11 protein-coding genes and 1 tRNA gene are annotated in these 13118 nt (G+C 46.5%); 11 read left to right on the top strand and 1 reads right to left on the bottom strand.

Annotated elements, in window-relative coordinates; translation table 11 throughout:
* Positions 1–929 (bottom strand): fatty acid desaturase (locus AC2VLY_RS17520; RefSeq protein ID WP_486893037.1); only part of this gene is annotated, 929 nt, incomplete at its 3' end.
* A gap of 233 nt (positions 930–1162) precedes the next feature.
* On the opposite strand from AC2VLY_RS17520, the gene AC2VLY_RS17515 reads away from it, so the two are divergent.
* The 11 genes from AC2VLY_RS17515 (at position 1163) to AC2VLY_RS17465 (ending at position 12812) form a co-directional block, all read left to right on the top strand.
* Positions 1163–1465 (top strand): hypothetical protein, encoded by a 303-nt coding sequence (locus AC2VLY_RS17515; protein WP_486893036.1) that lies wholly within the window; start codon positions 1163–1165, stop codon positions 1463–1465.
* 47 nt (positions 1466–1512) lie between these two features.
* Positions 1513–2067 (top strand): c-type cytochrome, encoded by a 555-nt coding sequence (locus AC2VLY_RS17510; RefSeq protein WP_486893035.1) that lies wholly within the window; start codon positions 1513–1515, stop codon positions 2065–2067.
* Positions 2068–2113: 46 nt separating this feature from the next.
* The gene (locus tag AC2VLY_RS17505) at positions 2114–3337 is read left to right on the top strand and encodes an MFS transporter (protein WP_486893034.1); all 1224 of its coding nucleotides are present in this window, start codon (positions 2114–2116) and stop codon (positions 3335–3337) included.
* A gap of 24 nt (positions 3338–3361) precedes the next feature.
* Positions 3362–4888: a D-alanyl-D-alanine carboxypeptidase/D-alanyl-D-alanine endopeptidase gene (dacB, locus tag AC2VLY_RS17500; protein ID WP_486893033.1), complete on the top strand. Its 1527-nt coding sequence runs from the start codon at positions 3362–3364 to the stop codon at positions 4886–4888.
* 16 nt (positions 4889–4904) lie between these two features.
* Positions 4905–5252, top strand: a complete 348-nt coding sequence (locus AC2VLY_RS17495) for a DUF3293 domain-containing protein (protein WP_193649321.1) — start codon at positions 4905–4907, stop codon at positions 5250–5252.
* A 102-nt stretch (positions 5253–5354) separates the two neighbouring features.
* Positions 5355–5615, top strand: coding sequence for a hypothetical protein (locus AC2VLY_RS17490; RefSeq protein ID WP_193649320.1), 261 nt, complete (start codon positions 5355–5357; stop codon positions 5613–5615).
* A gap of 71 nt (positions 5616–5686) precedes the next feature.
* Entirely contained in the window at positions 5687–7528 is a 1842-nt protein-coding gene (locus AC2VLY_RS17485; protein WP_486893031.1) for an autotransporter assembly complex protein TamA, read from the top strand.
* Positions 7528–11079 (top strand): translocation/assembly module TamB domain-containing protein, encoded by a 3552-nt coding sequence (locus AC2VLY_RS17480; RefSeq protein WP_486893038.1) that lies wholly within the window; start codon positions 7528–7530, stop codon positions 11077–11079. Before AC2VLY_RS17485 ends, AC2VLY_RS17480 begins: the two co-directional genes overlap by 1 nt.
* 20 nt (positions 11080–11099) lie before the next feature.
* Positions 11100–12203, top strand: coding sequence for an NAD(P)/FAD-dependent oxidoreductase (locus AC2VLY_RS17475; protein ID WP_486893030.1), 1104 nt, complete (start codon positions 11100–11102; stop codon positions 12201–12203).
* Between the two features lie 53 nt (positions 12204–12256).
* Positions 12257–12682, top strand: coding sequence for a Fur family transcriptional regulator (locus tag AC2VLY_RS17470; protein WP_010639029.1), 426 nt, complete (start codon positions 12257–12259; stop codon positions 12680–12682).
* 54 nt (positions 12683–12736) lie between these two features.
* Positions 12737–12812 (top strand) — tRNA-Lys (locus tag AC2VLY_RS17465).
* Positions 12813–13118: the final 306 nt, after the last annotated feature.

Here is a 13118-nt window from a genome sequence, read left to right as displayed (position 1 = left end):
TAGATACCATAGGCCGAGCGCAGGTCTTCATAAGCTGCTTCAAGATGATAATAGGGGATACGCGGATCTACATGATGCGGCGCATGAATCAGGATGTTATGAATAAGCATTTCGCTGATTTTTGAACAACGCACGACCGTACTGCAATATAGTTGGCCAACACTCTGACTCCATTCTTCTTTTTCCATAAAAAAGGGAATGTCAGGATGCGTGTGATGCAGATAAACAAAAAGGGCAATGTAGTAATTGAAAACCAGAAAGGGGAGCAGCACCGCTGCGATAAAGCCCAAGGGACCTGCCGCCCACCAGGAAAATGCCGAAAATACCATGAAAAACAGTGCAGTCATGATTTTACTTAAGGTAAATGCGCGCCTGTTTTTCTGATCTGCCTTGAAACGCACCATTCCGGGCCACCATACGCGCAGCAGATAATGCAAGGCACAGGTATAAGGGCTTCGCTCCAGTCGATATATCCATTTTTGAAAGATGTTTTTTTGGCGATATTCCCGGGGGGTTAATGGTTTCCAGATCCAGTCAATGGGGCTCAGACTCGTAAACCCATGGTGCACGCGATTATGTCCAAAAGCCCATAGGCGATACATATTGAAGGAAGGCAACATGAACAGTGTGCCCAATACCTCGGCCAGGTGCCGATTTTCAAATAAGGCGCCATGCGCGGCATCGTGGGCCCAGACAAACATGAAAGCAACAGCAGATCCTGCCACCAGGCCGAGCAGCAGCTGTGCCCACCAATGGTGGATCAGCAATATGCCAGTAATCGCCGCTAGATAAAGCCCTGCGTCAAAAGCATAACTGAACAAAGCCTTGCTGATATCGCGTTGATAACATTCCGGCCGAATAGACTGACGAACCGTTTGAATTTTAAGTGATTTCAAGGCATCATATTGCTTTCCTGGATCTGCTTGCATTTGAGTCGCCCTATATAAATATAATAGCACATTATTATACATAATATACCGCGATCACCAAGTGTTTTTGAGTATCCGGGCGAGTCAGTCTTGGAGCTCACTATCCGCCCAGGGTGCAGGACCGGTATTTGGCATGGGAAAAATTAGTGCTAACATGGTATGGTCATTTGCGCTATAAATGATGTGTAACTGAAGCTGTCATCCTGTATTAACTATTTAGGAGAGTGAAAGAAATGTTGGATATCGCTAAGATCAAACCTGTTGCCCGTATTGTTCTGGTTGCTGGCGCCATTGCTCTGGCATCGGCCTGCGCCAAGAAAGAAGACACCACCGCTGCGGCGGATAGTAGTGCAACCACCACGACAGAATCTGCTGCTCCGGCAAGCACGACCAGCACTGACACCAGTGCTGCCGCTGCGCCTATGGAATCAGCTGCGCCCGATACCAGTGCTGACAGCAGTGCTGCAGCTGACACCAGCAGTGCCGATTCTTCGGATACGGCTGCCAGCGACAGCTCCGGTGCCTCTACAGACTAAGTTGTTACAAGGGTAGTCCATAACCAGAAAAAAGAGGAGGCGTATTTATGATGAACGTACGCAATATCAACCCAGTCATGCGCCTTCTGGTACTCGCCAGTGTAGTAACTCTCGCTGCAGCCTGTGCCAAGAAGGAAGAGTCCACCACCGCGCCCAGTGATAGCTCTGCTACCAGCTCGGCCATGAATAGTGACCAGGGTTCTGGATCTACCCAAAGTGATGACAGCACTGGATCTACCACCTCGCCATCCAGTTTTGATGTGCAGGGAGGGAGCGGGCACTTTGTGAAAGTGGCTGCATCAGGGGCCACTATGAATACGGATCAGATGGCTAAAGCAAAATCCCTGGCAGAAGCCAAGGGCTGTTTTGCCTGTCATCAGGTGGAAGCCAAGGTTGTTGGGCCGGCTTTTGCTTGGGTTGCCTATAAATACAAGGGTAATCCCAAGGCGGTTGACACCCTGAGTCATGCCATTGAACACGGTGTATCGGGTGTATGGGGTGGAATGCCGATGCCAGCACAAAGCGTGACACCGGCTCAGGCTAAAGAGTTGGCTGCCTGGGTACTGGCGCAAAAGCCTATTGCTCCGCCGAAATCAGCCTGACATTTTTCAGGCCCGTTAAAACCCCCGCCCAGCGGGGGTTTTTTATATGGAAAATGCTGTGGGTATAAAATTTAAAAAACTTTCCTGGATTGCCAGTACTTACTATGCCGAAGGATTGCCCTATTCTTTGGTGCAACAGGTTTCTGTGCAGTTTTTTACTTATGCAGGTGCCAGTCTTCAGGTTATTGGCTTGCTCTCATTTTTTGGACTGCCCTGGAATCTGAAACTATTCTGGAGTCCAGTCATTGATTTATTCGGAAATAAAAAACGCTGGCTGGTAGTCATGGAGTTAATTTTAGGGGCTGTAGCCGCCTTGCTGATTTGGCCCGCACAACATCTTAATCTGGATCTTGCTGCGAAAATTTTTATTCTGATGGCTTTCATGTCAGCAACACACGATATGTCTGTCGATGGTTATTATATTCAGACCCTTGATACGGCTGATCAGGCGGGTTTTTCAGGGCTTAGGGTGGCCGCTTATCGGGTGGCGATGCTGGTAGGTAATGGCGCACTCGTCATTTTAGCAGGATGGATATCATGGACAGCCTGTTTTTTGACTGCTGCAGCCATGATGTGGGGACTGGCCGGTTTTCATAAATGGATACTGCCAGCACCGCCACCCACCAATATGCAGCATCACGGTCATCGTTGGGCAGCAGTACGTGAAGCTTTTCAAACCTATTTGGCGCAGCCTGGCATTGTTTGGGCTTTGGCCTTCATTCTCTTGTTTAGAGCCGGGGATGCCATGATGTTCGCCATGGTTACCCCTTTCCTGAACCATCTGGGTTACGGATTAATTGCGCGCGGAATTCTCACTGGCAGTGTCGGTACGGTGACTGGTATTGGAGGGGCATTACTGGGTGGTCTCATTATTTCGCGTTGGGGTTTAAAAAGAGCCCTTTTTCCGCTTACCTTAATTCAGTCTCTGGCCATACCAGCCTATGCCTGGCTGGCCTGGGCAGATCCATCTATCTGGTGGGTGGGCGTCACCATCGCCTTTGAACAAGGTTCAGCCGGATTGGGTACGGCTGTACTTATGGTTTTTTTAATGCAACGCTGTCAGGAAAATTATCAAGCCACCCATTTTGCCATCGGTTCGGCTTTGATGTCTGTGGCGGCCACCGTAGTAGGAGGTTTTAGTGGCTTTCTTGCAGCAAAAGTTGGATTCGTCGAATTTTTTCTTTTGGCATTTGTGGCCGCGATCCCCAGCCTTTTACTGGCAATAGGGATGCCGGACAAGCTCTATCAGGACAAGAAATCACCAATATAAAATAATCAAAAAGGAGCGTTAGACATGTTGCTTAATGGGTCGAAGGAAAAAACATCAGACTGGTTGATAGACATGATTAGTTTGGGTTTATTTTTGGGGATGCTGGGACTGTGCGGAGTCAGCCAGGCGGAAACTAATGGAAATAATGAGTCCAGCGCCAATGGCGAGCATTGGAGTATTGCACTGCGCAGCATTCATGATGCCCACCTTTTGCTGAATCAGGAAGCTACGCATAGTCAATTGCCTGCATCGACAGCCAAATTGTTGACAACTGCCTATATTTTGCAGGTATTAGGGGCGGAGGCCAGGCAACATACTCTGGTTTTAGGAACAGTTAAACCGACCGGCACAGTAACTGGACCACTGATTGTGCTGGGCGATGGAGATCCCGATATTTCCGGTCGACACTTTCCGTTTGTAGAAAAAACCAAGCGCGGTGATCCTATGCTGCCGATGCGGAGCATCGCCAAAAGTCTCTTCGCACGGGGCGTTCGTTATGTTCCCGACGGTATGGTCGTGGATGCTGGAAAGTTTCCAGAAGATCACCATATACCAGGTTGGACGACAGATGATCAGCGTTTTTGGTATGGAGCGCCGGTCAGCGCATTGATGTTCAATGACGCCATGGTCAGTGTTGATCTGCTTCCCGCACGACGGGCGGGTAGACTCACCACAGTAAAAATTAAGCCCAATCCACTGAACACCATCATTAATAAGGTGCAAACCGTTGCTCAGCAAGGAGAAGAACAACCTGTTCAGCTCATTCAATCCGGAAACCAATATCAGCTTATTGGTAGCGTACGTGCCAATACTGGAAATTTTTCTGCCTTGTTGGCTCAACCCGATCCAGCTTATTTTGCAGCATTAGCCCTGCGGCAAGCTGCAGAAGAGGAGGGGATAGTGGTTGGACCAACAATCAGTGTTGATCGTCGCCCAAGTTCTCCGGGTGACTGGCGTAGCAGATATCCAGGCACTACGGTTCTTGCCGAAAGAGTGTCACCGTCGCTTGCAGAAGAGATAACCGTAGCAAACAAAGTCAGTGAAAATACGCATGTAGAGGTTTTACTGAGAGATGCGGATCTGCGTCGAGGAGGTGATGGCAGTCGTGCCTCTGCCATGCAGGGATTACATGACTGGTTACTACAATCAGGCCTACTGAACAATGCGTCTTCACAGCTCGTGGATGGTTCCGGTTTATCGCGGCTAGATCGCCTTAGTGCAAAAGATTTAGTCACGGCATTGGCGTATTCTTATCAGCAACCCTGGGGCAAGATCTGGCGTGATTCTTTGCCCGTTGCGGCAGTAGATGGCACTTTGAGGCATCGTTTTCTTGATCTGCCAAAAGGCACCATAAGAGCCAAGACAGGAACTTTACGCAATGCAGTCACGCTCGCCGGATTACTCCGCAATAAGTCAGGGGAAGCTTATGTCTTTGCGATTATGGTCGATCATTTCCAGGGCACGGAGGCTGAGGCCAGAGCCCGGGTGGACCAAGTCGTGCGCGACATCATCCTGGGGAAAAACCAATTATCGCCTGCAAGAGACTCATAAACTCGCCGCAGATGCTTTGGATGCGGTCTACCGAAACAGTCATTATCTGCTTCCCGGTCAGTTTAGCCTCCATATCGGTGGCCAGGCTTATGGAGTGCGTGCTGCAATTATTACGGCCTGGAATCCGCAGTCAGAGCAATTGAGTCCATGGCAAAACAGAAAAAGACAACTTCGTTTGGTCAGATTGTTGGATGCCAAGGGCTATCGATTCTTACGATCCTGTTGCGGTGTTGATGCATGGTGGGAGGAAAGTCTGATTGTGTTTGCTATGAATGAGTCAGCGGCAGCCAAGCGTGCTCGTCAATTTGGACAAAAAGCTTTTGTCTATCTGGATGGAAGACGTGTATGGCTAGTGTATGCCTGAGTTTTTTGGTTCGTATAATGTTTATTATGTAAAATTATGAAATGAACTTCGATCAGGGATCATGGTCCCACAATGTAACTAAGTGATTTCAGAGGGAGCGCGATGACACACTACTCTTTTCCAGGTAATCGGGCACCTTGGTGGGTGCGTTTGTTGACCGTAATGGTCGGTATGGTCTTATTGGTTGGTTTGTTTTTTTTCGCTATTTTCGCATTTATTGCGGTGGCGATCTTGGGTGCAAGCGGCATGGTTTTCCTCTGGTGGCAAAAACGTAAAATGCGCAAAAGCACCAATCAGGACATTGTGGTCACCCAGTATCGGGAAATCCACCAAAATACCTCTTCTTTCGATAGAGAAAAATAGTACCATTCTGAACGGGTTCCCGCTCCCCTGCATTTGCAGAAAATCATGTTAGAATCATCATGGTCAACAGGATGGGGCCAGCACATGGAGATGCAGGGGGACTTCTGAAAAAAGTACACATAAAAAAAGAATGTTACTTAAAATATAAAAGTCGAGCCTCGTCAAGATTCAAGGGGGCTTTCGTCTTGTTGCTGGGATTTTTTTCGGTCCCGGCACTGGCCGATGTCGTGCATTTTGGCTTTGAGGATGTTCCTGCTTCGATAGCGGATAAGCTGAACAAAGCCTTACCTCTTGTGACCATTGGTGACAAGGCGGATCGCCTTGAAGAAACAGAAATGTCTGCCAGCCTTCGGCTGAAAGATGCATTACAGGCTTATGGTTACTACGACGCAACATGGAAAGTCAGTAAAAAAATTATCAGTCCCAAAAATTATCTGTTGCAATTTTCAATTTCACTAGGTAAGCCAGTTATTGTTCGAAAAATAGACCTCAAAAAATCTGGATCAGGCAGTAACACACCATCCTTAATTCATCTTTTCAAGGTTTTTCCATTAAAAGATGGGGCTGTGCTTGATCAAATCGAGTATGAAGAGTGGAAAGGTAAAGCACTAGAAGCGTTAAATAGACAAGGCTACGCTAAAGCAGAATATACTCGCCATGAAATATTAATCGATAAAAAAGAATTTTGGTCGGATATTTATCTATGGCTAAATACCGGACCTCGTTTTCGTTTTGGTTCTATCACTGTACATGGTGCAGAGCATTATCCTCGGTGGTTTGTTGAGCGTTATGTTTCTTTCAAGGAAGGAGACTGGTACGCACCTGCAGCCCTGGCGGTGACCCAAAGCAATTTGCGTAACGCGGATCGTTTTTCAGACATCTCAGTTCAGGCTGACTTGAACGCAGAAAAAAACAATCTCGTGCCTGTAAGCATTAATTTGAAAAGTATGCCAGCACAACATATTAAGGTTGGTGCTGGTTATAGTACCGATATTGGCCCTAATGCAGCATTGATTTATGATAATTACAATGCTTTTGATGAAGCTCAGCATGTGCGCGTTTCTATTTTGGCGGCGCAACTTAACCGAAACGCCAGCATACTTTATAAATGGCCTATTGGAAAAAATATAGGATCTGAATATGTTGCACAAGCCAGCTATCAGAATCAAACTCTCACTGCTTACGATAGTAATGAAATACTGGCGAGTGTTGGGCGACAGTGGTCATTGCGTGATGACAATAGCCGCAATAAAACCACCACACTGGAAGCCCTGGTTAATTTGGAACAAGCTAACTATACGGTCGCAGATGAAGTGAATAACAGTTTTTATATTTACCCTTCCCTACAATATACAATTCAGGATTTTCGCAATATATTAAGACCTATATCCGGTTACTCGCTGACGGCTCGCGCCGAAGGCGCCAGTAAAGTATGGGGGAGCACCGCTAATTTTGTACGATTCAGTGCCCGTGGAAGCTGGAATGTACGTATTAACCGGCAATGGGTCATAGGTACAAGAGCCAAAGTGGGTGCGATGTGGTTGAATGGCCCCATTAGTGTTTTACCGCCTAACTTGCGTTTTTTTGCAGGTGGACAAAACAGTCTACCCGGTTACGCCTTTCAGTCACAGGGTCCGGTAGATAGCGATGGCGCAGTCGAAGGTGGCAGAATGCTGGCAGTGGCTGGCTTTAATATTCAACGTTTTGTCAGCAAAAATTGGGCGGTTGTTGTTTTTTATGATGCGGGCAATGCTTTTAACAGCTTCTCGAATGTGCACATACTTCAGGATGTAGGACTTGGTTTCCGTTGGTATTCTCCAGTGGGACCCATTCATTTTGATCTGGCACATCCCTTAGTGAATCCTAAGGCTCCGGCTGTACGGATTGCTTTTTCAGTGGGATTTAGCCTGTGATGCGCTTCAGAAACCTGGCCATTTTATTTTTTATCTGTACGGTATGGATTATTGTTTCTGCCCTATTTTGGTTGTTGAATACCAATAACGGTGCATGCTGGGCATTGGCTCAAGTTTCACATTTAAGTACAAAAAAAATCAGTGGAAATTTAATGGATGGTTTGAAAATATCAGAGCTGAACTGGTACGGCGGATCTTCCCGATTTACCGCTCAAAAGTTGCAGTGGGCATTGCATCCTAGTCATTTATTATGGGGAGAGCTGGATGTTGCAGACCTTAAAATTGTTAATGCTCAACTACATTTACCAAAATCTTCCTCAAAGCCCAGTAATCTGAATCTTGCTTGGCCAGCCTTACCGCTGTGGTCGCGATTCATCGTAATACGTGTTGGACCAACTACTATTAAAAAATTACAGGTGTGGCAAGGACAGAAAAATACTTTTAGATTAACGGATGGTACGCTTAAAAATATCTCATGGAATCGTGGAAATATTCATATTGACGAACTCAGAGCACATCTTTCCGCTGGTCAGTTGAAATTTTCAGCGCAAGTCCAAATGGAAAAACGAAGCCTTAACACCACGGGGGACTGGATTGAGCCCTCCCCTGCACATACGAACCTCTTTTGGAGTGCCGCATGGCATGGATTAAGCGACAATACATTTGGTGGCCCAATTAAGCTAATATTTAATCAGAAAAATTCACTGAATAGCATCAGCAGCCTGATTCAGATTGCCCCGCACCAAATTGTATTGAATTCCATGGACTTAAAAAACCCATCTCTCAGCAAAACTACCACCGGCTTCTGGAAAATAAATCTTCCAGAGAATAGTGCTGGTGACTTTACGGTATATGGAAAACTGAGCAACATCGTAGTTAAAGATATACCGAAGTCTGTACCGACCGGTCCTTTGTCATTGCAAATACACTTGCATGGGAAAATTAATCATTATATTGGTGCATTTGCGGTGAATGGATCGCCAAAATTTGGTGGTATTCAAGGGAATCTTGAAGGTAGCAATACCGGCCTACAATATGATTACACGGGGAACATGCTTGGTGCGAAACTGCTACCTGCAAAATTAAAAATAGATTGGCAACCGTTGATAAGTGTTCAGGGTGAATTGCGGATTAGAGGTTTACGAAATCAACTTATTTTCCCTACTGTTCCCGGCCAGTTGTCCTGTAATATGATCATAAATGCTGCGCAAGCAGAAAAAAGCACGAATGGACACTTCCAATTGCAGGTGTTACCTAGTCAAATATATAAAACCAATTTGGTGGGTAATGCAGATCTGAAATTCTCTGGTAGTCAGTGGGATTTGCAAAAGGCGAATATTCGTGGGCCAGGGTTAACCATCAATGCTTCTGGAAATTTGCAGAAACATCTATCATTTTCTTTGAATGTTGAAAATTGGCGAATGTTAACACCTGATGCCCGTGGTTCAACAAGTGCCCACGGATGGATTGCGCAGTCTGATCATAACTGGGTTGGTAGTATAAAAGCTCATGCCCAAAAACTGCTTTACTCGGGGATTGCAATTCGAAAAGTTGATGCCCAAGCCTCTCTTCTTACTGATGATAGCCTGCAAGCCAATCTGCAGATGGAAGGTGCAGAATACAAAAAATATCTGATCAACCTGCATTCACAAGCTCATGGCACTTTGGCGCAATTTGGAATGGATATTGAAGGGCAAGCAGGTGGTAATCAATTTACTCTACTTAGTTTGGTCAAACATTCTCATTCAACATGGAATCTGTTATTAAACCAAAGCCATTTTCAAAGCAAGCGCCTCGGACTTTGGCAACTGGAGCATCCTTCGAACTTATCCTGGAATTCCGGTGTCATTCGAATCAGCCCACTCGTATTCAATGATACTCATGGATCAAAGATCAGCGCTCAAGGACTTTTTAACCCAGCGCAAAACCTGGCGAGTTTAAATTTGAATATTTTATCTCTTCCGTTGGATTTTAACCAAAAAAATAATGATATATCTCTTGATGGATATTTAAACACCCATTTACAGGCACAATGTCATGGTGTCTGTCATGCTGAGGGTAACTGGGATTTTGAGAAAACCCAGTTGCACTGGTTATCTGATAACGTATCTCAATCCATTGATTTGCAGAAGTTCAGCGGCCAGGTGCGTTGGCAACCCAAAAATCTAACCTTAACATCTCGCCTGGTATTGCCAAAAAATTGGGGCTCTGCGCAAATTTACCTGCATAGTCCGGTTACCCTCTCCCTGCCCTGGCGATGGAATGAGCAAGCGGCACTTCAAGCGACCGTTCAGGCAAAACTGGGCGCTCCTCTTTTTGCGGCTTTGCCCATTGGAACTCTGAAAATGCGTGCCCAAGGTAGTGGCAATATAGAAGGAGATCTCACCGGAACATGGGCAGATCCCAAATGGCACGGCACTGCTGAGTTACAAGGTCTTGGCTTGTATGTTCCGCAAGCCGGGCTCGATTTACAAGATGTTGGGGCCAAACTGCTAGGCAATGGTCAAGAGTTGCAAATCAGTGACATGCACGCAACTTCGGGAACAGGTCGTATTTCAGGAAACGGTGCCATCTACATGCGACCCGAAACACATTTTGCCTTGAGCATAGCTGGCCATGAATTTACGGCCTTGAATCTTCCTCAAGTACAGGCGGCCGTTAGCCCCAATCTTCATATTGATGGAACCTTACAAAAAATAAATATTGGGGGTGCCATTCATACGAATCGCCTGCGTATTCTTGGTACAGATTTTAACGGACCAAAACCTTCCAGTGATGTGGTTTTTGTTAAAAATATCAAGAAAAATAATGCAGGCCCTGCTCTAAGTGTGAATTTGCAGGTCACTCTAGGCAATGATGCTAAAGTTTTTATCAGTGGCTTACGAGCCGATTTGATTGGGGCACTGGATGTCAGGATGCAGGATGGACATAGTCCTGTTGTTAAAGGAATATTGCGCATGGTAAATGGTCATTATGATATTTATGGTCATAGCCTGGATTTTGAACGAGGCTCTATCAACTTCCATGGGGCAGCCAATCAGGCTAATCTGGATGTACTCGCGGTACGCACCATCAAAAACTCTGACAGTTTTGCCGTGGATAATACGCCGGTGAAAGCTGGTGTTCAGGTTACAGGGACTTTACAGGTACCACAAGTGAATCTTTATTCCAGTCCATCCATGTCTCAGGCCGATATTTTGTCTTATCTGCTTCTCGGCACACCTTCAAGTGGTCTGGGTAATCAGGATGAATTACTTTCGGCTGCGGCAGGCACCCTCTTTTCTGCCAGTCGTGCAGCGCTTTTCGGAAATAGTCTGAGTAATAGTGGTATTGATGTTGGCGTAACTTCTAACGGTCAACAAGGTTTGTCTGGAGCCATGGTTACCTTGGGGCATTATCTGACACCAGATTTATATCTGAGCGTAGGACAATCGGTGATGGGAAACGGAACAGTTGCCAGATTGCGTTATCGGGTGAGTAAGCATATCGAATTACAAACTGAAAATGGCACCCAGAATGGTGCGAACATATTTTATCGGATAGATTTTTAAATCATCATGGAGCCTTTTTGGTGCTAAAAAAACGAGAAAGCATCGTCCTGATCGGGGCTGGAGTCATTGGAATGCTTGCCGCCGTTCGGCTTGCTGAGGCAGGTTTTGCCGTAACCATTGTGGACCAGGGACAAATTGGCCGGGAGGCATCCTGGGCTGGTGGTGGAATACTCAGTCCTCTTTATCCTTGGCATTATCCTCCAGAATTACTTCGGCTGTCATTTTATAGTATGTCACTTCATCGTGCTCTTTCTTCAGAGTTAGCTTCTCTCACCAATATTGATCCTCAGTGGACCCTATCTGGATTGCGTATTATTGACGGAGAAAATGAAGTTTTACCAGATGATATCGGCCATTGGGGACAAAATTGGGGCCTGAACTGGCAAATCTCTGGCGGCAAAGCTATAACCCCAAAAAACCTCTGGTGCCCTGAAGTAGCACAAGTGCGGAATCCCCGCCTGCTATCCGCCCTGGCCGAACGCTGTCGACAGCTTGATATTAAATTACTTGAACATACTGAAATCACGGGCTTTAGACATAAAAACGAACAACTGCTCGGCGTGGAAAGTAAACAGGGGTTTTTAGCTTCAGACAAGGCTATAGTGACAGCCGGGGCATGGACCGGAAAATTACTTGAGCAAATTGATATTCATCTACAAATTTATCCGGTACGTGGCCAAATGCTGCTACTGCAAGGGTCTCCAGGCATGCTCGATTCCATGGTAATGCAAGATAATCACTACCTGGTACAAAGACAGGATGGTCTCATTCTAGCTGGCAGCACCAGTGAAAACGTGCAATTTGACAAGTCCGTTACGCCGTTAGCACGACAAATATTGTGGAATTTTGCGCGTGACCAGCTTTCTGGTTTAACTAGCTCCAGCATTATCAGACAATGGTCGGGGCTGCGACCGGGCAGCCCGGAGAGTGTTCCCTATATAGGCCCCCTGCCCGGCTGGAACGGCCTGTATGTTGCTGCCGGTCATTTTCGTTATGGCCTCACCAATGCGCCGGCAACAGCTGAAATACTCACTTGCCTGCTCACCAACAAGGCACCCCCCATTGATACTACCCCTTATAATCCGGCAACACATTATCAAAATGAGAGCCAGGTCTTCCCCTGATCACTGGATAGAGCTAGAATTATAACAAGTTTAGAATTATAGAGGGACCATACATGGACAATCAGGATTGGAATAAGCAGCGTGTTTTGGAAACGTTACGAGATGCAGGCGTTAATCCCACCAGCCAGCGTGTGGAGATTGGCTACGCCCTCTTCTCTTCGTGTGCCCATCTTTCTGCTGAAGAAATTATGCAGCGGGTCAATGCTGATTATCCCGTGGTCTCCAAGGCTACGGTGTACAATACACTAGGTTTATTTGCAGATCACTCCTTGGTTCGTGAAGTCATTGTAGAACCAGGTAAGGTCTTCTACGATCCCAATGTGTCCATGCACCACCACTTCTATCATGTGGATACCGGCCAATTACAGGATATTCCTGCAAGTTCCCTGCAAATCAGCAAGCTTCCTGACATACCCGCTGAAACTGAAGTGGAAAATGTCGAGGTCGTCATCCGTCTCCGTCAACGCGTGGCTCATTAGATTTATTAACGGCTCTTGCCTTCCTTCCCTAAATCCTTATAATGCGTTTTCCTTGGGTTGTTAGCTCAGTTGGTAGAGCAGCTGACTCTTAATCAGCGGGTCGTGGGTTCGATCCCCTCACAACCCACCAAATAAAACAGGCACTTAGCGTTTTTTGCTAGGTGCCTTTTTCGTTGCTGGTAGACGCATAGTAGACGGTTGCAGTCCAAGCACGTACTACATTGTGCTAGTTCTGCCAATCATTTAATTGGGCTCACCATCTGTCCACATGTTCCAAAAGCTGCATTTTCTCGGTTTGTTGCAGCCCAACTCGTTACAGTTCAATCACAATGTGTCTGTCTGCGTATTCCGGCGATCGTGGGCAGTGATTCCGCTGATCGTGGGCACCCCCGAAAAGCGTACATTCTGGTCACCGCCATTTTATCCCCAGGTGGTC

This window comes from Acidithiobacillus sp. TH-A36 (assembly GCF_057473445.1).
The sequence above is the reverse complement of the archived record's forward strand: the minus strand, read 5'-3'. Positions and strand labels throughout refer to the sequence as shown.